The organism is Erythrobacter sp. MTPC3 (genome assembly GCF_042854385.1).
GTDB lineage: Bacteria > Pseudomonadota > Alphaproteobacteria > Sphingomonadales > Sphingomonadaceae > Erythrobacter.
In genome coordinates this window covers 377016-396154 of sequence record NZ_BTGP01000002.1, presented here as the reverse complement: position 1 = coordinate 396154, position 19139 = coordinate 377016, and the positions used below count along the sequence as shown (strand labels likewise).

Below are 19139 nucleotides of genomic sequence, written 5' to 3'. Positions count from 1 at the left end.
TTCGATACAGAACACGGGCAAAGTGTCGATGCTATTATAGCCGCGAAAGCGCTAATTAAGTGGGCAGAGGCAATATCCGCCGCCACTAGAGTGATTGACCCCGCCAGCAAGGTTTCTATTGACCTCATTAGCGCAGAACCCGCTTGTCTCCGCTTTTCTACCATTTTGAAATTCGTCGACCAAACGGTTATGGGTGGTGTGGCTGAGTCCTTGGAGCCGTATCCACGGATCAAACAATTTGTTGCTCTTAATGTAATAGGACTGCCGGGAGCTGTCGCAGCAGGCTTGATTGTCGCATTTGCGGATGACCCTCAAGCTAAGCAGCAGCAACAGCGTGTCGCCGAATCTGAAGAGGTGCAGCGCCCCGTTCGAGAATTTTATGAAACCATCAGAGGGGAGTCCGCAATCACGCGAGTGATAGTTAAGGAAGAACCAGACGGCCCTCCAGTGACGGTCGTAGAGCGCAGTGAGTTTGATAGCCAAACAGGCCTATGGGAATTAGAAGAAGAGGACGAGCCAGAACGCGAGGCTATTAGAGAGTGGGATGTGGTTGTCACGCACCCGGTATCAATTGCCAGACCTCTGACTTGGGGCTTCATGTATGAAGGTCTGCCCTTTCGAGCAAAAATGGTTGACCCAATATTCCTAAATGCCATTCGAGATGGCAAATTGCCGATAAGGGTTCAGGAGGGCGTCGAAATGACAGTTCGACTTACCTTCAAAGAACGAAGGGAAGGTCAGATTTGGAAGCCGATCCCTGGAAGTTACCGAATTGAAGAGGTTATCTCCCCAAGGCCTTAACGAGGACGGGTTGCAAAAAGCAAAGTCCCAAAAAACAGACAGCAAAACGTAGCCGCTGCGAGAGTGGCAAGGGGCCAGTTCGCTGCTAGGATAGTGGCGGCTACGAGCGTAACGGACGTGGCCAGAACCACAAGCGGGTCACGCACACCCTTGGATATAAGTTCGAATAGCGACATGTCTTCAACTGTATGATAGAATCGCATGATGATAACGCTAAAGCAAGCCCGTGAGGCCGAAAAATTGGAGCAGTTCATTGCCGAGCATAAGAGCGAGATAGGCGACGAAGCCACCTTCAATCTCACTTTGCAGGCAATGGCCGGAACGTTGAAAGAAGCTCCGGAAACATCGTCTCAGGACGATTGCGACGATTGAAACGATACTCAAATTCTTTGACGTAGCTGTTCAGGTGCTTCGCGCTCACGCTGGTGTGAGTGCCATTGATCGAGCATTTCAGATGCCGCCAGAAGTTCTCAATACTGTTGACCGTGACAGTCTCGGCAAGGCGATAATCGTAATAGGCATATTCCATCGCGCCGTGGTTCACACGGGCATGGCGATAGCCAGCATCCGAGAGGCGAGCATAGGAGCGCAGTTCGTCGGTATGGACGTTGCCGCCGATCCGCACGTTCGCCTTCACAAACGGCTCTAGCGTAGCGCGGCGCTGGTTCGGCACCACTTGCGCCACAAGATCGCCGCCGCGTTCGAGAGCGCCCACTACAACCGTCTTACCGGCTGATCCGCGCATGTGCTTGCCGCGCTTCACGCCGCCCATGAGAGTTTCGTCAATTTCGACGTTTGTGCCTTCACCGCCGATAGGTTCGTTACCGTCAACGTCCGCCATGTGTTCGCGGATCAGCTTAGCCATGCGCCATGCCGTTTTGTAGGTTACGCCTAGCTGACGCTCCAATTCCTTGGCGCTGACACCGTGCCGTGTGGTGGTGAAAAGGTGAATGGCATAGAACCAGAGTTGAAGCGGGGTGCGCGTCTGCTGGAACGGAGTGCCCACAGTTGGGTGCAGGTGGTGGCCGCACCACTGGCAAGAATAGGCGCGTTCGGCTTTGATCCGATACCAGTTCGAAGGGCGCTCGCATGACGGGCAAGTGTGGCCTTGTCCAAAGCGAACATCAAACAAGTGCTGCAAGCAAACTTCGTCGTCCGGAAACTTGCGAAAGAATTGAGCGGTGGTGAGAGGCTTCGTTGTCATGCCTCATTATATGCCACATTCAGTTACGTATGTAAAGGGGATACACCCCCTTAATTCCTGCCGAAGTTGGGCTGGAAAATCCTTATCTGGCTCTATAGCCGTCGAAAAATCAATATCAGCGGTATTTCGACCACTTGCATAGACAGCACCAATCAAAATTCCGCCCTTTAGGAAAATCTTTTTAGAGCAGTTCTCAGTCAAGCCCAATGCTACGAGGAAAACTTCGATAACTTGTCTTTCGAGGTGAGTTTTAGCGTCGATGTTTGGGTCGTTGCTCCATGGCTCAAGACTAACTGTAATCTGTTGTTCAGCCTCTAGATTTTCAGGCATTTATTGATAGCATCCATTCTTCGGAGTATGCAGGCTCGAACGGTCGCTCTGGATCCAGAATACGACTACTGCCGCGTTGAGCGAATTGTTTCCAGCTTTCAATTTTCTCATTATGAAAGGCCAGCCTTTCATTTAAGATATATCCTGCACGCACTTTGGAGATCGGACTCCCAGAGTCGTTCACTGCCTTTATGATTTCAGGCAAGAAGTCTTCACAATATTCTTCAAAAACTTCAAGAACGTGCGACATGCCGCCACACAGCGTGGGTTTTTCTAACATATCCAAAAATGTCTGCCCAATTGTCGATACCCTCGTTCTTGAATTTCGAGTTTGCAAATGGACTCCATACTTACGTGAAGACAAAACGTTAAGTTGACGTCCACGAACTTTCTTTGGATGATGAACGTTTGCCAGTGAACGTGACTCATATACGGGGTAATATTTGCGTTGCTGCACGTCGTCTCTTATATTTAGCCAAGCAGCCCCGGTTGCCTTTGTCAGAAACAGTGGCTTTGGGCGTCGCGTTGTCAGATTATAGATGACCATGGCTGAGATATGAGATACATAAACAGCTGGGTCTACATGCGTCACAATCTGCCCAACATCACCTTCAGGTACGATGTTCAGACGCCAGAAACGACGATAGTCTTTGTCTCTCGAGATGACATTCGCCGAGTTTAGCGCTGACTTAGTGGCCTCTAGCATGTTAAGCGTTGGCACTACCCCTCTTAGGTATTTAGTCCTTCCCTGCCCGTAAACTCGTTCCATAGCATGGAAAATATCGTAATCCGAAATTACGGAGCAACCATTAGACTGCAACTCCGTCGATGTGGCTTCAGCCAAATTCGTCAGCTGCCTTCGACGTGCAAATGCTTCCATTTTAATGCCTGCCCTATATCCTACGTCCTTAGGACGTAGGATATAGGGCAGGCTGCAAAAGTCAATGACGAAAACATTAGCCCTTTGCGCTTGACTTTGTTATCACTGACTGTTATCGGCGTCCTTAGGACGCCGATAACAGTCAGTGACCGCAAATCGCTAGTACAGCTTGTTGTCAATCTACCCCTTCTTCCGGCAAATACAGCTTCTGCCCCATATCCTTATACTTCTCGCTCATTTCTTCCATGCCCTTCAGCGCGGCCTGTTTGCTGGCCTCGGCTGTGTCCGCGCCCAGCTTTTCTGCCGCGAGGAACGTCTCGGGGCTTTCGTTTTGCTTGGCGGCGAAATCGCGGACTTCCTGACTGATCTGCATGGAGCAGAACTTTGGCCCGCACATGGAGCAGAAATGCGCAGTCTTTGCGCCTTCTGCCGGCAGGGTCTGGTCGTGGAATTCCTCGGCGGTTTCGGGGTCGAGTGACAGGTTGAACTGGTCGCGCCAGCGGAATTCGAAGCGCGCTTTTGACAGGGCATCATCGCGCACCTTTGCCGCCGGGTGCCCTTTGGCAAGGTCAGCTGCGTGGGCGGCGAGTTTGTATGTCACCACGCCAACCTTCACATCGTCACGGTCGGGCAGGCCGAGGTGTTCTTTCGGCGTGACATAACAAAGCATGGCGGTGCCGTACCAACCGATCTGCGCAGCTCCGATGCCGGATGTGATGTGGTCGTAACCCGGCGCAATATCGGTGACGAGCGGGCCGAGCGTGTAGAACGGCGCTTCGCCGCAGACCTCCAGCTGTTTCTCCATATTTTCCTTGATCTTGTGCATGGGCACGTGGCCCGGCCCTTCGATCATGACCTGCACGTCGTGCGCCCACGCGCGGTGGGTCAGCTCGCCCAGGGTGTAAAGTTCGGAGAATTGCGCTTCGTCATTGGCGTCCGCGATGCTGCCGGGGCGAAGGCCATCGCCGAGGGAGTAGGCGATGTCATACGCCTTCATGATCTCGGTAATGTCGTCGAAATGTTCGTATAGGAACGATTCCTTGTGATGCGCGAGGCACCATTTCGCCATGATGCTGCCGCCGCGTGACACGATGCCGGTGACCCGCTTTGCCGCCATCGGAACATAGGCAAGGCGGACGCCTGCGTGGATGGTGAAATAGTCGACCCCCTGTTCGGCCTGTTCGATCAGGGTGTCGCGGAAAATGTCCCAGGTAAGGTCTTCGGCGACGCCGCCGACTTTCTCCAGCGCCTGATAGATCGGCACGGTGCCGACCGGCACGGCGGAGTTGCGGATGATCCATTCGCGGGTGTCGTGGATGTTGCGGCCCGTGGAAAGGTCCATGATCGTATCCGCGCCCCATCGAGTGGCCCAGACCATCTTGTCCACCTCGTTAGCGACATCGGATGCGACCGCGCTGTTGCCGATATTGGCGTTAATCTTGACGAGGAAATTGCGCCCGATCGCCATCGGTTCGGTTTCGGGGTGGTTGATGTTGTTGGGGATGATGGCGCGGCCGCGCGCAATCTCGTCCCGCACGAATTCGGGCGTGATGACATCGGGAATGTTCGCGCCCCAGCTTTCGCCGTCGCGCACGAAATCCTTGGCGAGTTCGCGGCCGAGGTTCTCCCGCTCGGCCACGTATTCCATTTCCGGCGTGATGATGCCTTGGCGGGCATAGTGCATTTGCGAGACATTGTGTCCCATTTTGGCACGCAATGGGTGCTTGATGGCGTTCGGAAACTGCGGGACGCCGCCAGAGCGGTCTGGGCCAAGCTGGCCGTTATCCTCCGGCTTGATCTCGCGGCCCTCGTAATCCTCCACATCGCCGCGTGCCATGATCCAGTCGGCCCGCTTTGCCGCGAGCCCTGCATTGATGTCGATGGCCACGTCGGGGTCGGTATAGGGGCCGGAGGTGTCGTAGACGCGCACCGGCTCCTCGCCGCCTTCAAGGTCGATTTCGCGCATGGCGACGCGCACGCCGCTGCCGGTGCGCGCGCCCACATGCACTTTGCGGCTGCCGCGGATGGGTCCGGTGGTTACGCCGATTTCTACGGGGGAATTGATGTCGGCCATGCGAGGTCTCTCCTTGGGTGACGGAGAGGGTCTTAGGGCAATAAGGCCGGACCACTCCCTCCGCCGATGTTAGTCGGTTCAGGTTCAACGGGTCGAGCGGTGCCTATACCGCCCCTCTCAGCGCAGGCGCGCTCCCCGGGGATGGCATCGGTTTAGGCGGTTTAAGGCGCTGCGTCCAGCCGGTTGTCGGCACAGCGCGGCGCGCAATTGATCGCTTAGTCGTCCGTGACAGCGCCCCAGACGCACAGCGCAAGCAGCACGGTGGCCGCGACACCCGCCGCGCCCGATGGCACCGCGTCAATTCGTCCCGCGACAACTGCAATGGCATTGGTGACGAGTGCGGCGAGGCCGACGATCACGGTAATCCAGCCCAGCAACTTGCCACCGGCTTTCACTCTCGCAAGGCCGAATGCCAACGCGGCGAGGCCTAGCAGCAGTTTTGCCGCGTTGTAGACGAAGAACGAATAGGCGACGACCCCGCCAGCTGCGGGGCCTACACCTTCGACGGCAGTTGCAGCTTCGCGGAAGGGGCCGAACATGGTCAGCCCAACGCCGACCTGCACTACGTTCAAAAGCGCGCTTGCAAAGATCGCCGACCATCCGATGCTGACGGACTTGGCCCGCACCATCGCCGATCCCGCAAATGCGGCGAGCAAAGTGAACAGCACGCCCTCCGCGCCCCAGATCGCCTGACGCGGAATGTCCGCCTCCATCGCATAAAGCGCGGTGTAGAGCGCCTGCGAAGCGGCGGCTGCGATCAGCATGACGGCAATTACCTGCGCCGTGCTTTTTAAAGTGGTGTCCATCGTGTTTCCCTGTTCGCGGCCCATCACAGCCTCTATACGCGCCGGCGCTATGAAATGTTACAGCCGCCCTGTGATACCCGGATGACGCAGCTTTACCGCCTTGATTGCAGTGCTGCCGAAATTGCCCGCAGGTTTGGCGCGCATCGCGGCGAGGACCCGTGGAGCGGCGGGTACATCGCGCCGCTCAAATTCGCGCCAATTGTGACGGCGGGGCGGGAATTTGTCGCCGGACCTCGGCCTTCCGGGAAAGCCTTGGCCCCGCGCATTACGCCGCGTTTGTGGGGTGTGCTGCCTCCGCCCGCTTCCGATGATCCCTCGCGCCGTATAACCGCCGTTCGCAATACAGACAGCCCGTTCTGGATCGGCAATCTGCGCAACAGCGAATTTCGCTGCCTGATCCCGGCCACCACCGTAATGCTGTGGGGCAGCGGCACCGATTACGAAGGGCGCCGCCTGAAACATTGGTTCGCGCCGGAGCATGGCGGCGTGTTTGCGATGGCCGGTGTGTGGAAAGACGAGGATGTGCCCGCCTTCGCAATCTTGACCAGCGATGCGGCGGGCGCAGCGAAAGAGGCTGGCTGCACATCGATGCCGGTCATCCTGCCGCCGGATGAAGCGGCATGGCAGGTTTGGCTACATGGCGGGTGGGACCGCGCATCCGCCCTCACCCGCAGCGATCCTGTGAACGGCCTGCGCGAGGTCGGCGCTCCGCCGCGATAATTACCCTAGCGCGAAAGACACGTTCGGTCCCCGCGCCGCGCCACATTGAACCCCCGCGCCTCCACCAGCGCGCTTTCCTCACTCGCCGGATCGCGGATAGGGTTGGTGTGATTGTAATGGATGAAATGCACCTTGGCCTTTTCCGATGCAGGAAGCTCCGCCAGCCGGTCCATCGTCTGCGTCACGCGCGGATGCGGTATCTCGCTCATGTCCCGGCCCAGCCCGTTTTCATCGAGCAGTTCGTTATCGTCCCAAAATGTCGCGTCGATAAAGGCGTAATCGACCCCTGAAATGAGTTCCTCCAGCGTGCCCCCGCTGCTGGCGGCAAATTCATCCCAGCTGTCCAGATCCGGCACGTAAAGCGCGCGTTTGTCCGGCGTCATCATGATGAAACCGACCGTTTCTGAATATTCGTCGCGGTGCGGCACCGTGATTGGCAACACGCCGAAATCATCGGAGACGATGGTAAAGCCGCCCTGCTCCATTTCGATGAGGTCGATGTTGCCCAGCGTGACAAGCTGGCTCCACGGGCCGTTATCGCGCAGGAACTGCGCCATGCGCGGCATTGCGAACACGGGAAGGGCGTTTGCGCCAGCCGCTTCGCGCCCGAAATAGGCAAGGCCCAGATAATGGCCGATATGCGCGTGGGTCAGGAACACCCCGTCGATCCGCAGGCCGAGCGCGCGCGGCCCCGTTCGGTCCATGCGCGTCGCCTCCTCCAACATAGCAAGCTGGCGGGTGATGGCAGGCGTTGCATCGAACACGAAACGCTGGCCGTTTTCCCGGTCGATCACGCCGAGCGAGCTTGGATACAGCAGCGGCGCATTGTCGGCGAAATTGCCGATCTGCGGGGCGCCTGCATCCTGCCCCGCGCCCAGCACAATGATTTCGCGGGCGCAGGCCTGCGGCTCGTCGGCGGCATCACCGCCGCTCAGGGCAAGAGCGGCGGCGAAAGCCAGCAGGCTCATTCGATTACCCGCCCGCGCACCATGACGAAATCGACATCCTCAAGCACGGTCACATCGGTCAGCGGATTGCCTTCGACCGCGATAATGTCGGCAGAATATCCCGGCGCGATGCGGCCAATCTGGCCTTCCATCCCGATGATTTCGGCAGCGATTGTGGTTGCGCTGGCCAAGGCTTCGCGGTCGCTCATCCCGCCCGCTTTCATCAGCGCAAATTCGCTTGCGTTTTCGCCGTGCGGGAACACACCTGCATCGGTGCCGAACGCGATTTTTACGCCGTATTCGCGGGCCCGGTCGACAATAGTTCCTGCGAACCGGCCGACCTGCCTGATCTTGTCATCCACCACGGGCGTGTAATAGCCGGTGCCGACATTCTTCTTGATCCCCTCAAACGCCATCAGCGTCGGGATCAGCGTGGTCCCGCTCGCCTTCATCGCCTGCGCCGCGGCTTCATCGATATAGGTGCCGTGCTCAATCGTGTGGACGCCTGCGCGCGCTGCCGCTTCGATCCCGCGCGCGCCGTGGGCGTGGGCGGCGACTTTCAGGCCGAGCGTTTCGGCGGTGTCGACAATCGACTTCATTTCCGCATCGGTGAAATGCGCCTCAAGCCCGCGGCCCTGCTGCGAAAGCACGCCGCCGGTCGCAGTGATCTTGATTAAATCCGCGCCGTATTTGGAGGCGGTGCGAACTTTCTCTGCACATTCGACCGGGCCGGTGCAGGCGAAATCGGACGTGAGTGCGTCGTTCACATGGCGGGTGAAGCCATTCGTATCACCGTGTCCCCCGACGATGGCGATGGTGCGAGCGCTGGTGACAACGCGCGGTCCGGGAACGACACCCGCCTCTGTCGCGCGGCGCAGGCTTTGCATGACCTGATCCGTGCGGGAGCCGACATCGCGCACCGTGGTAAAGCCCGCCAGCGCGGTGATGCGGGCATTCTTGGCCGCGATCAGCGTATACCATTCCGGCGGATTGGTCGCCGCGCGCCAAAACTCGCCCGATGGATCGCCGGACAGGTGCGTGTGCAGGTCGATCAGGCCGGGGACCAGTGTCTTGCCCTCCAGATGGACCATCTCTGCGCCTTCGGGAACTTCGCTCCAGCCGTCTTCGATGCTGACGATTACGCCATCGGTCACGGTGACAGTTGCGCGGCCCATAGGCTCACTATTTGCATCGGTGACGATACCGTCTGCGTGGATGATCGTGGTATCTGCGGCTGCGGGAGCGGCCAGCATGGCAAGCGCGCCTGCGACGGGAACCGAGAATGTTGCTGCGATTTTCATGAAATTACCCCTTCACTAACCTGCCTGTGATGACGCGCCCGCGCGCTTTGCACAAGGGTGATGGGAAGGCGGCAAAGCGAAACGCGCCGCGCGCACTTCATTTGCCATACACCCGCCATTCGTTATGTAGGCGGGCAACATTTAACCAGACACGGACAACATTCACGCATGACCCCCACTATCTTTAAATCCGCCGCCATCACCTCAGCATTGCTGGCCGGTGCTTCTGTTACCGCCACCGCGCAGGCGCGCCCGATGACACCGGAAGACGTTGCCAAGCTGGAAAGCGTCGGCACCATGGCGATCTCTCCCGATGGCAGCCGCATCGCTTACACCACATCGGCTCTGCCCGACGTGACCGAGGGCGAGGACAATGGCAGTTTCAAACAGGAACTGAAGGTTGCAACCGGTCCGATGTTCGACCGAAGCTTCCTGCCCGACGAGATCAGCCCTAGCGGCGTATCGTTCTCTCCCGATGGCCGGTTCGTCACGTTCCTTTGGGCGAAAGATGATGAGGACAGCGCGGTCTGGGGCGTTCCTGTCGATGGCGGCACCTATGTTAAACTGGCCGCGGTCGAGGATACGGGCGTTCGCTCGTACAAATACAGCCCCGATGGCGCGACGATTTACATGCTGACCGGCGCTGGCGAGGACAAGCAGCGCGCCGCACAAAGCAAGGGCGGCTTCAATGCCCGCGTTTACGAAGAGGAATTTCGCCCCGCGCGCATGTTTGCCGCGACCGTCGGCAGCGAAGTGGACGAAAGCCCGCGTGAAATCGCGATCCCCGGCTATGTCAGTGCGTTCGATGTATCGCCTGACGGATCCTTCGCAATTGTCGATACCGCTCCGACCCCGCTGGTCGATGACAGCTATACGCAGAAGCGGGTCAACATCATCGACCTCGCCACCGGCGATATCCGCGCGGTGGTGGAAACGCCGGGCAAGATCGACGATGTCGAGATCTCGCCCGATGGCACGCAGCTATCGCTGATTGCGGGCGTCGATATGAATGATCCGGCGGCGACAACGGTGCATTTGGTCGATACCCGCACGGGGATATACCGCGCCCTCAATGCTGGTGCCGCAGAGGCCGCAGTCGATACCGAATGGCTTATGAATGGCCAACTGGCTGTTGTCGTGCATGTGGGTGTGCAGTCTCTGCTGCGGATTTATAATGCCGACGGCACAGTGCGCGAAGAATACGATCCGGGTGAATTGATTCTGACACGCGTCGAAGCAAACGGCGGCAAGATCGTCGTCGCAGCAAACGCGCCGCAGCACCCGACCGAAATTTTCGTCTGGAGGAACCCAGAATTCCAGCGTTGGACCAGCCACAATCCGTGGCTAAGCGAAATCACCTTCGGCGATCAGCGCGCTTACACCTACACCGCAACCGACGGCCAAGAGGTCGAAGGCGTGCTGATCCTGCCGGTTGGCGGCGTTCCCGAAGGCGGCGCGCCGACGATCATGAACGTCCACGGCGGACCCGAAGCGCATGAAAGCAATGGCTGGCAGACCGCCTATTCTAAGCCCGGTCAGGTCGCGGCGGGACAGGGTTATGCCGTGTTCCTCCCCAACTATCGCGGCTCCACCGGATACGGCGTCGATTTCGCCAAGCAGCATCAGGGCCGCTACACCGATCCTGAATTCCGCGACATCGTGGACGGCAAGAAAGCGCTGGTTGCAGACGGCATTACCGACGCGGACCGCACCGGCATTACCGGCGGTTCGTATGGCGGTTATGCCAGTGCGTGGGGATCGACCTATTACTCCGACGAATATGCCGCGTCGGTGATGTTCGTTGGTATCTCCAACCAGGTCAGCAAGTTTGGCACCGGCGACATTCCGTACGAGATGTACAATGTCCACAGCCGCGCATGGCCGTGGGATGACTGGGTCAAGATGCTGGAAGTGTCCCCGGTCTATCACGTGGACAAGGCGAACACGCCGACGCTGATCATGCACGGCGAAGAAGACACCCGCGTCGATCCGGGCCAGAGCCTTGAGCTGTATCGTTCGCTCAAGGTGCGTAAGCCTGATGTGCCGGTTCGGCTGGTGTTCTATCCCGGCGAAGGCCACGGCAACCGCCTCGCCGCGAGCCGGTATGATTACAACCTGCGTATGATGGAATGGTTCGACACCTACCTGAAAACGGGCGATCGCCGCGCAGAAATGCCCGATCCGCGCCCGCAGCTTGCCGAAGGCGCAAAGGGTGCAAAAGCGCCCGAGGACGACAGCGAAGACTAAGTTTTCGCTAAAGCATGAAACAAGAAAGAGCTGCCCTTAGCGGGGCGGCTCTTTTTTGTTTGCGCTTTTTTCTAGCGCCCTCAGACGCCGGGCGCGGGCCATCCGGCCCGCTTGGCTTCGCCGCATAAGCGGCGGCGCGCGACCGCGCGCTGGCGAGCCTGCGGCTCGCACCATTCCAAGCCATGAATCTAGCGCCATGTCACTGCGGAGCACGGCGCGCAGCGCCGCAAGGGCGACCGCCCGCCCGCAGGCCCGTCAGGGCCGAGGAAATCGCGCCCCGGATGGGGTGCGCAAACAAAACACCCGGCGCCTGAGGGCGCTAAATCAAAAAGTATATCCCACCCCGATGCCGCCGATGAACTGGTCCGCGCTTCCCCGAAGGTCGGTGTAGGGCGTATCCGCTGCATCGCCGACCAATCGCGAATATCCAGCGATTGCATAGAGGTTCCAGCCGCCATCCAGCAGGTTTCCGCTAAGATCAATTGTCGTGATCGTCGTCACGCCCAGACTGTTCAGCCCGCCATCGGCCTGAAAAAGCGGCAGTCCGCTCGCCGCACTTTGTGCCGGGCTGACCGAGTAATAATAGTCGGCAAAATCATCATCGACGAATTGCGCGCTGAGCGAAAGCTGGATGGCGATGTCGTTATTGACCGGCGTGAAATAACCGATCCCCGGCTCGATCAACATCCCGTCATGTGCCCCCAAAACATCCCAGCGCACCGAGCTGGAAAGGCTTAACCGGTCAAACCGATCAAGCACGCCGGGAAAGGTCACGCCGCCATTCACGCCCACTTCCAGTGCGGTGTCGAGCTCACCGGCAGCGGCCACAATGGCGTCTCCAATCTGGCCATCGCGGTCATTGCGAAACCGCACCGATGGCCCGAATGAAAAGCTGGTTTCAGGCGCGCCGCGCGCAGGGGGCTGCGACAACAGGTCAAGGTTGAAACCGGGCCCGTTGGGGCTGATGCCCACCCCGCCCACGCGGCCCACGATCAGCGGCAGGGGGAACACGCGGTAGTCATTCGACCCGGAATAGCTTGGCACAAGGCCCGCCCCGATCCCGACGCTGACCCATGTGTCATCAAACACGATGTCAGGCGGGCCGAAACCTTCCTGCGCCCCCGCAGGCCCGCGCGTTTGCGCCGCGGGCGGGCGCACGCCCGGCTGCTGCGGAGGCTGCGCAGCGGCTGCGATTTCCGCGCCTTCGCTGCGATCTGCCTCATCCGCATTTTCATCGGAGGCAAGCACCGGCGCGGACGCCAGCAGGCAAACAGGCGCAGCAAAAGGAATGGCGGCGTAACGGGCAACACGGATCATCTGGTCACTTTCTATAGCTGGCCCCTCAACACGCCGGGCGCTCTTTCGTTTCCCGCTGCGACATGCCCACCGCGACATGAATGTATTCAATATACTGCGGGATTATTGCCGATATCGCTCCACTGCCCTAGGGCGGCAGGGAATGAACGATTCAGCTCGAAACCCCAGCCAGAATATGTCCTGCGATATCGCTATCGTCGGCGGCGGACTGGCAGGCGGGCTGATCGCGCTTGCGCTGCATCAACAGCGACCCGGCCTGAAACTGGCGCTGATCGAAGGCGGCAAAACGCTGGGCGGCAACCACCGCTGGAGCTGGTTTGAAAGCGATCTTGACGCTGCGGGAAAGGCGCTGATGGCGCCGATCACGCAAACCGTCTGGGACAAGGGATATGATGTCGGCTTTCCCAAATACACCCGCACGCTCGCGACCGGTTACCGGTCCATGTCATCGGCGGATTTCCATGCGGCTCTGGCCGACACACTGCCGGACGGTGCGCTGATCCTGGGCCGCCGGGCAAGCACCGTTGAGGCCAGCGGTGCCGTGTTTGACGATGGCACGCGCATCGCGGCAAATACCGTGATCGATTGCCGCAGTTTCAAATCGAGCCAGCATCTGCGCGGCGGCTGGCAGGTGTTTGTCGGCCATCACATGCGGCTGGGCCATGAACACGGGCTGGAACGACCGGTCATCATGGATGCCACCGTCGATCAGGTTGCCCCGCACGGCAATGGCGGTGCCTACCGGTTCGTCTATGTCCTGCCGCTGGCCAAGGACGAGGTGTTTGTCGAAGACACCTATTACGCCGATGAGCCTGCGCTGGACCGCGCCGCGCTGGATGCGCGCATTAAAACCTATTCGCGCGATCACGGCTGGGATGACAGCGCATTGATCGGGCAGGAAAGCGGCGTGCTTCCGGTGCTGACCGGCGGCAATTTCCACGCCTATCAGGCAGAGGTCCGCATCCCCGGCGTGGTGGTGGCAGGCGCGCGCGCAGGATTTGTCCACCCGCTCACCAGTTACACGATCCCGATTGCGGTGGGCAACGCGCTCGCCATTGCGGACAAGGCCGAATTGCCCGCCGCCCGCCTCGCCGAGATAATGGAATCGCGCGCGCGCCGCCACTGGCGCAGCACCGGCTTTTACCGCTTGCTGGGAAGATTTTTGTTCTTTGCAGCGGACCCGGAACGGCGTGTAAACGTATTCCAGAGGTTCTATGGTCTACGCAAAGGCCTGATTGAGCGCTTTTATGCGGCGCGCTCTACCGGTTTTGACCGGGTCCGCGTCCTTTGGGGCAATCCGCCCGTATCTATTCCGCGCGCGATCCTTGCGATGTTCAAGCGCGGAAAGCCCCTGAAAGGTCCGGCCACAAACGCCGCTGACCCAACGCCAATGCAGACGGAGACAACGGCATGAACGCCGACGCGAAACTCAATCTAAACCCGGCCGCGACCGGAACCAAGGGCATCAATCCGGCAATCGCCGCCAAATACGAAGGCAAAAGCGTCTGCGTTATCGGCGCAGGATTTGGCGGCATGGCGCTGGCGATCAGGCTGCAATCCGCCGGGATTAAAACGACGGTGGTCGAATCCCGCGACAAGCCGGGCGGCCGCGCGTATTTCTGGGAAAAAGAGGGCTTCACTTTCGATGCTGGCCCCACGGTCATCACCGATCCGCCCTGCCTTGAAGAGCTGTGGGAGCTGACCGGCCACGACATTGCCGACGATGTTGAGCTGATGAAGGTCCACCCGTTCTACCGCCTTAACTGGCCTGACGGCACCAATTTCGATTATTCCAATCACGAAGAAGAGCTCTACGCCGAAATCGCGAAGCTGAACCCCGACGATGTGATCGGATACCAGCGTTTCCTCGAATATGCCGCAGGCGTATACGAAGAAGGGTATGTGAAGCTCGGCCATATCCCTTTCCTCGATTTCAAAAGCATGTTGAAAGCGGCCCCTGCTCTGGTCAAGAAACAGGCATGGCGCAGCGTTTACAGTATGGTCGCCAGCTACATTCAGGACGAACGCCTGCGCGAGGCGTTCAGTTTTCACACGCTGCTGGTCGGCGGCAGCCCGATGAAAACCAGTTCGATCTACGCGCTCATTCACAAGCTGGAAAAAGACGGCGGCGTATGGTGGGCGCGCGGCGGCACGAACCGGCTGATCGCGGGCATGGTGCGCCATTTTGAACGTCTGGGCGGCACGATGCGCGTCGGTGACGGGGTGAAGCAGGTTCACACGCTCGGCACGAAAGCCACCGAGGTTGAAACCGAAAGCGGCTGGAAACAGCGGTTCGATGCGGTCGCATCCAACGCCGACATCATGCATTCGTATAAAGACCTGCTGGGCCAGTCCGAACGGGGCAAGAAATACGCCAAGTCGCTTTCCCGCAAAAGCTTTTCGCCCTCGCTGTTCGTCGTCCATTTCGGCCTCGACGGGACGTGGCCGGGCATTGCCCACCACATGATCCTGTTCGGCCCGCGCTATAAAGGGCTGGTCGATGACATCTACAAGCACGGCGTGCTGCCGCAGGATTTCTCGATCTATCTGCACCACCCAACCGTAACCGATCCAAGCATGGCGCCTGCTGGCAAAAGCACCTTTTACGCGCTGGTGCCGGTCGCCCATATGGGCAAAATGCCGATCGATTGGGATGTCGAGGGACCAAAGCTGGAAAAAGCGATCCTCGACGAAATCGGCCGCCGCCTGATCCCCGATATCCACGACCGGATCGTCACCAAGTTCAGCTATGCGCCCAAGGATTTCCAGACCGATCTCAACGCCCACATGGGCAGCGCGTTCAGCCTGGAGCCGGTGCTGTGGCAAAGCGCCTATCTGCGCGGCCATAACCGCGATGACGTGATCGACAATTTCTACCTTGTCGGTGCGGGCACGCATCCGGGCGCAGGCATCCCCGGCGTGGTCGGCAGTGCAAAGGCAACCGCCGGTATTGTGCTGGAGGATTTGGCAGCTAAAGCGCCTGCATGAAAACGATGAAACGACTGGCCGTCTATTGCGGTTCAGCCTCACCCGAAGACCCGCGCTACCTTGAACTTGCCCGCGATGTCGGCTCCGGCCTTGCAGCGCGCGGCATTGGCGTTGTCTATGGCGGCGGCAGGCTGGGCCTGATGGGTGCGGTGGCAAGCGGGGCGAAGGACGCCGGCGGCGAGGTTATCGGCGTAATCCCAGAGGCGCTGGTCAACAGCGAGGTCGCCAATCACAATTGCGACGAACTGATCACCGTCAGCGGGATGCACGAACGCAAACAGCGTTTCACCGACCTGTCCGATGGCTTTGTCACCCTGCCCGGCGGGGTCGGCACGATGGACGAATTGTGGGAAGCGATGAGCTGGGCGCAGCTTGGCTATCATTCCGATCCGGTCGGGCTGCTCAACGCATTCGGATTTTACGATGATCTGATCGCGTTCAATTCGCAGATGGCATCTGTCGGCTTTGTCCGCCCCGCTCACCAGAACATTCTCGTTCATGCAGAGACGCTGCCCGACCTGCTCGATAAAATGACGGTATACGAACCGCACACGCCGATCTTTCAAATGAAGGCGGATGACCTTTAAGGCTGTCATTCATGACCAAGCTTTACCTGCCCGTGAACCGCATACCATGAAAGTCGATGCCGACCGCCGGGATGCGCTGGTCATGCACGCGCACAAGACGATCAAGTATGGCTCGCAAAGCTTCTCCGCCGCATCGCGCCTGTTCGACGAGAAAACGCGTGAACGGGCGTGGCTGCTCTATGCCTGGTGCCGCCAGTGCGATGACATTGCCGACAATCAGGTGATGGGCGGCGAACTGGGCGATCAGTCCGACCTTGAAAGCCGCCTCGCACTGATACGTAAACTTACCGACAAGGCGTTTGCTGGCCAGCCGACCGGCGATCCGGCGTTTGACGCGCTGGGCGTGGTGTCGCGCGAATGCGGCCTGACGCGCGCGATGGCAGAGGATGTGATCGCCGGATTTGCGCTGGATGCAGAGGATTGGCGCCCGCGCGAAGAGGAAGACATGATGCGCTACTGCTATCACGTGGCAGGCGCTGTCGGCGTGATGATGGCGGTGGTCATGGGTGTCGATCCCGACGATCAGGACACGCTGGACCGCGCCAATGATCTGGGCCTTGCCTTTCAGCTGTCGAATATCGCGCGCGACATTGTGGAGGATGACGCGGCTGGCCGTTGCTATCTGCCGCTGATGTGGCTGGTCGAACAGGATATTGAGCCGGGCCAGCACACCAAACCGCACCACCGCGAAGAGCTTGCCGAAATGGCCTCCCGCCTTGTTGCTCTGGTTGAAAAACACGAAGCCGCCGCCCGCGTCGGTGCCGCCCGCCTGCCGTTCCGCAGCCGCTGGGCGGTGCTGTCTGCCGCGCGCATTTACGGCGCAATCGGGCGCAAGGTCCGCCAGCGCGGGACAGAGGCTTGGAACAGCCGCACCTATGTGACGCGCTGGGAGAAGGCATGGCACGGAGCGCGCGCATTCCTTTCCGCCGCGATCAACCGCGAAAAGCATCCCGACGGCCCGATTACATGGGGCATAAAGGATTTCCGGCCAAACGCTTGAAGCAAATGCTGCGGGCGACTAACCCGCTCTCATGATCAAAAAGCTCCTCATCGCCAATCGCGGCGAGATTGCCTGCCGTATCATGCGCACCGCGCGGCAGATGGGTGTCGCGACCGTCGCGGTGTATTCCGATGCCGATGCAAAGGCGCTGCATGTGCGATCCGCTGACGAGGCGGTGCATATCGGCCCCTCGCCTGCCGCCGAAAGCTATCTTGTCGGCGAGAAGATCATCGCGGCGGCCAAGGAAACCGGCGCGGAGGCGATCCATCCGGGATACGGTTTCCTGTCAGAGAATGCGGACTTCGCGCAGGCGGTGATCGACGCCGGGTTGATCTGGGTCGGGCCAAAGCCGGACAGCATCCGTGCAATGGGCCTCAAAGACGCAGCCAAGACGCTGATGGTGGAGGCGGGCGTGCCTGTCACCCCCGGCTATCTGGGCAAAGACCAGTCGGTGGAGCGGCTCAAATCTGAAGCGGACGTCATTGGTTATCCTGTTCTGATCAAAGCGGTCGCAGGCGGCGGCGGCAAGGGGATGCGCAAGGTCGAGAAAGCCGCGGATTTCGAGGCCGATCTCGAAAGCTGCAAACGCGAGGCCAAGGCCAGCTTCTCCAACGATGAAGTGCTGCTGGAAAAGTGGATCACCTCGCCCCGCCATATCGAGGTGCAGGTCTTCGGCGATGCCCACGGCAATGTCGTCCACCTGTTCGAACGCGACTGCTCGCTCCAGCGCCGCCACCAGAAGGTGATCGAGGAAGCGCCTGCCCCCGGCATGGACGAGGCGACCCGCGAAGAAATCTGCGCCGCCGCCGTGCGCGCCGCGAAAGCGGTCGATTACGAGGGCGCAGGCACGATTGAATTCATCGCCGACGCCAGCGAAGGCCTGCGCGCCGACCGCATCTTCTTTATGGAGATGAACACGCGGCTTCAGGTCGAGCATCCAGTGACCGAGGAAATCACCGGTGTGGACTTGGTGGAATGGCAACTGCGAGTGGCGTCAGGCGAGCCAATCCCGCTGAAGCAGGAAGAGCTTTCGATCAACGGCCACGCAATTGAGGCGCGGCTTTACGCGGAGGACCCGGCCAAAGGGTTTTTGCCGAGCACGGGGCGTTTGGATGTATTCAGCCTTGATCAGTCGTTGTTCGAACTTCGCGTTGATACGGGGGTCGAAACTGGGTCAGAGATATCTCCGTTTTACGATCCGATGATAGCGAAGGTGATCGCTCATGCACATGACCGCGAATATGCAATCATGGAGCTGCAAGCCGAGTTGGCGAATACTGCCGTGTGGCCTGTGACCTCGAATTCAGGATTTCTATACAATTTGCTTGGGTCCGAGGCGTTTCAGAAAGCCGAGCTAGACACCGGCTTAATCGATCGAATTCTTGAGCAGCTATCCTGCCCACCCTCTCCCGATTTGGAAGTTCTGAACGCGGCACATCAAGCCCTAAATGGTAGTGCATCGCCCTTTTCGCCAGAAGACCCCAACAAGAAGATCGAGACAGGCCTTTCGAACTTTAGATTAAATGCTGCACGCAAAACAACTACGACCCTTCGCGATCAAAGCGGAGAGTCCTACACATTCAAAATCGATGCGAAACTCGGGCACTCTTTTCGATGGGTACATGGGGAGCAGGCAATAGTTCCGCTCAACGGTTTCGCCTTTGCATTTTCGTCCGGCCCTGTTCGCGGCACAGGCCAAGCCTCCGCCGCCGATGGCGCGATACTTGCTCCGATGCCGGGCAAGGTGATCGCGGTCGATATCTCCGAAGGCGACAATGTCACCGCTGGCCAGCGCCTGATGGTGCTCGAGGCGATGAAGATGGAGCACGCGCTCACCGCGCCGTTCGACGGGACCGTGACCGAGCTTTCCGCCAGCGAAGGCGGACAGGTACAGGTCGAGGCGGTGCTTTGTGTGGTGGAGCCCAGCGAATGACTAC

The 19139-nt window shown here is 59.4% G+C and carries 16 protein-coding genes and 1 riboswitch; of the genes, 8 read left to right on the top strand and 8 right to left on the bottom strand.

Going from position 1 to position 19139, the window contains the following annotated elements:
- The coding region (locus ACGHU1_RS04635; protein ID WP_390583909.1) for a hypothetical protein at positions 1–801 on the top strand (801 nt) is incomplete at its 5' end.
- Between the two features lie 298 nt (positions 802–1099).
- Here ACGHU1_RS04635 and ACGHU1_RS04630 read toward each other — a convergent pair.
- From ACGHU1_RS04630 to ACGHU1_RS04610, 5 genes are all read right to left on the bottom strand, one after another.
- On the bottom strand, positions 1100–2005 hold the full coding sequence (locus ACGHU1_RS04630) for an IS1595 family transposase (RefSeq protein ID WP_390583906.1): 906 nt from the start codon (positions 2003–2005) through the stop codon (positions 1100–1102).
- Between the two features lie 6 nt (positions 2006–2011).
- Entirely contained in the window at positions 2012–2335 is a 324-nt protein-coding gene (locus tag ACGHU1_RS04625; RefSeq protein ID WP_390583904.1) for a hypothetical protein, read from the bottom strand.
- Positions 2328–3215: a hypothetical protein gene (locus ACGHU1_RS04620; protein WP_390583902.1), complete on the bottom strand. Its 888-nt coding sequence runs from the start codon at positions 3213–3215 to the stop codon at positions 2328–2330. The genes ACGHU1_RS04625 and ACGHU1_RS04620 overlap by 8 nt, the downstream gene beginning before the upstream one ends.
- Positions 3216–3390: 175 nt before the next feature.
- Complete coding sequence (gene thiC / locus ACGHU1_RS04615) at positions 3391–5289, bottom strand: phosphomethylpyrimidine synthase ThiC (RefSeq protein WP_390583900.1); 1899 nt, start codon at positions 5287–5289, stop codon at positions 3391–3393.
- Between the two features lie 38 nt (positions 5290–5327).
- Positions 5328–5437, bottom strand: a riboswitch (TPP riboswitch).
- Between the two features lie 67 nt (positions 5438–5504).
- Positions 5505–6095 carry a thiamine biosynthesis protein ThiC gene (locus tag ACGHU1_RS04610; protein WP_390583898.1) on the bottom strand — a complete coding sequence of 197 codons (591 nt, stop codon included), beginning with the start codon at positions 6093–6095 and terminating at the stop codon, positions 5505–5507.
- Positions 6096–6176: 81 nt separating this feature from the next.
- Between ACGHU1_RS04610 and ACGHU1_RS04605 the strand changes: the two genes are divergently transcribed.
- On the top strand, positions 6177–6815 hold the full coding sequence (locus tag ACGHU1_RS04605) for an SOS response-associated peptidase family protein (protein WP_390583895.1): 639 nt from the start codon (positions 6177–6179) through the stop codon (positions 6813–6815).
- A gap of 5 nt (positions 6816–6820) precedes the next feature.
- Here the strand turns inward: ACGHU1_RS04605 and ACGHU1_RS04600 are convergent, their stop codons facing one another.
- Positions 6821–7783 carry an MBL fold metallo-hydrolase gene (locus ACGHU1_RS04600; RefSeq protein WP_390583893.1) on the bottom strand — a complete coding sequence of 321 codons (963 nt, stop codon included), beginning with the start codon at positions 7781–7783 and terminating at the stop codon, positions 6821–6823.
- On the bottom strand, positions 7780–9063 hold the full coding sequence (locus tag ACGHU1_RS04595; RefSeq protein ID WP_390583891.1) for an amidohydrolase family protein: 1284 nt from the start codon (positions 9061–9063) through the stop codon (positions 7780–7782). Before ACGHU1_RS04595 ends, ACGHU1_RS04600 begins: the two co-directional genes overlap by 4 nt.
- A 168-nt stretch (positions 9064–9231) precedes the next feature.
- On the opposite strand from ACGHU1_RS04595, the gene ACGHU1_RS04590 reads away from it, so the two are divergent.
- Positions 9232–11310: a S9 family peptidase gene (locus tag ACGHU1_RS04590; RefSeq protein ID WP_390583889.1), complete on the top strand. Its 2079-nt coding sequence runs from the start codon at positions 9232–9234 to the stop codon at positions 11308–11310.
- Between the two features lie 324 nt (positions 11311–11634).
- Here the strand turns inward: ACGHU1_RS04590 and ACGHU1_RS04585 are convergent, their stop codons facing one another.
- The gene (locus tag ACGHU1_RS04585) at positions 11635–12627 is read right to left on the bottom strand and encodes a MipA/OmpV family protein (protein WP_390583887.1); all 993 of its coding nucleotides are present in this window, start codon (positions 12625–12627) and stop codon (positions 11635–11637) included.
- Between the two features lie 142 nt (positions 12628–12769).
- Between ACGHU1_RS04585 and crtY the strand changes: the two genes are divergently transcribed.
- The 5 genes from crtY to ACGHU1_RS04560 are packed head-to-tail and all read left to right on the top strand — an operon-like array spanning position 12770 to position 19135.
- A complete protein-coding gene (crtY, locus tag ACGHU1_RS04580) occupies positions 12770–14041 on the top strand; it encodes a lycopene beta-cyclase CrtY (RefSeq protein ID WP_390583886.1) in 1272 nt (423 codons plus the stop codon).
- Positions 14038–15615 (top strand): phytoene desaturase, encoded by a 1578-nt coding sequence (locus ACGHU1_RS04575; RefSeq protein ID WP_390583884.1) that lies wholly within the window; start codon positions 14038–14040, stop codon positions 15613–15615. The genes crtY and ACGHU1_RS04575 overlap by 4 nt, the downstream gene beginning before the upstream one ends.
- Positions 15616–15620: 5 nt before the next feature.
- Positions 15621–16202 (top strand): TIGR00730 family Rossman fold protein, encoded by a 582-nt coding sequence (locus tag ACGHU1_RS04570; protein ID WP_390583948.1) that lies wholly within the window; start codon positions 15621–15623, stop codon positions 16200–16202.
- Between the two features lie 46 nt (positions 16203–16248).
- Positions 16249–17202 carry a phytoene/squalene synthase family protein gene (locus ACGHU1_RS04565; protein WP_390583946.1) on the top strand — a complete coding sequence of 318 codons (954 nt, stop codon included), beginning with the start codon at positions 16249–16251 and terminating at the stop codon, positions 17200–17202.
- Positions 17203–17233: 31 nt separating this feature from the next.
- On the top strand, positions 17234–19135 hold the full coding sequence (locus tag ACGHU1_RS04560; RefSeq protein WP_390583882.1) for an acetyl/propionyl/methylcrotonyl-CoA carboxylase subunit alpha: 1902 nt from the start codon (positions 17234–17236) through the stop codon (positions 19133–19135).
- The last annotated feature ends 4 nt before the right edge of the window (positions 19136–19139 follow it).

What these genes read in the sequence shown, in the direction of transcription:
- ACGHU1_RS04630 (WP_390583906.1), bottom strand. Translation starts at nt 2,005, where the DNA reads ATGACAACGAAGCCTCTCACCACCGCTCAATTCTTTCGCAAGTTTCCG.
- ACGHU1_RS04560 (WP_390583882.1), top strand. Translation starts at nt 17,234, where the DNA reads ATGATCAAAAAGCTCCTCATCGCCAATCGCGGCGAGATTGCCTGCCGT.
- ACGHU1_RS04605 (WP_390583895.1), top strand. Translation starts at nt 6,177, where the DNA reads ATGACGCAGCTTTACCGCCTTGATTGCAGTGCTGCCGAAATTGCCCGC.
- ACGHU1_RS04600 (WP_390583893.1), bottom strand. Translation starts at nt 7,783, where the DNA reads ATGAGCCTGCTGGCTTTCGCCGCCGCTCTTGCCCTGAGCGGCGGTGAT.
- ACGHU1_RS04585 (WP_390583887.1), bottom strand. Translation starts at nt 12,627, where the DNA reads ATGATCCGTGTTGCCCGTTACGCCGCCATTCCTTTTGCTGCGCCTGTT.
- ACGHU1_RS04610 (WP_390583898.1), bottom strand. Translation starts at nt 6,095, where the DNA reads ATGGACACCACTTTAAAAAGCACGGCGCAGGTAATTGCCGTCATGCTG.
- ACGHU1_RS04625 (WP_390583904.1), bottom strand. Translation starts at nt 2,335, where the DNA reads ATGCCTGAAAATCTAGAGGCTGAACAACAGATTACAGTTAGTCTTGAG.
- ACGHU1_RS04565 (WP_390583946.1), top strand. Translation starts at nt 16,249, where the DNA reads ATGAAAGTCGATGCCGACCGCCGGGATGCGCTGGTCATGCACGCGCAC.
- crtY (WP_390583886.1), top strand. Translation starts at nt 12,770, where the DNA reads ATGAACGATTCAGCTCGAAACCCCAGCCAGAATATGTCCTGCGATATC.
- ACGHU1_RS04570 (WP_390583948.1), top strand. Translation starts at nt 15,621, where the DNA reads ATGAAACGACTGGCCGTCTATTGCGGTTCAGCCTCACCCGAAGACCCG.
- ACGHU1_RS04595 (WP_390583891.1), bottom strand. Translation starts at nt 9,063, where the DNA reads ATGAAAATCGCAGCAACATTCTCGGTTCCCGTCGCAGGCGCGCTTGCC.
- ACGHU1_RS04590 (WP_390583889.1), top strand. Translation starts at nt 9,232, where the DNA reads ATGACCCCCACTATCTTTAAATCCGCCGCCATCACCTCAGCATTGCTG.
- ACGHU1_RS04575 (WP_390583884.1), top strand. Translation starts at nt 14,038, where the DNA reads ATGAACGCCGACGCGAAACTCAATCTAAACCCGGCCGCGACCGGAACC.
- thiC (WP_390583900.1), bottom strand. Translation starts at nt 5,289, where the DNA reads ATGGCCGACATCAATTCCCCCGTAGAAATCGGCGTAACCACCGGACCC.
- ACGHU1_RS04620 (WP_390583902.1), bottom strand. Translation starts at nt 3,215, where the DNA reads ATGGAAGCATTTGCACGTCGAAGGCAGCTGACGAATTTGGCTGAAGCC.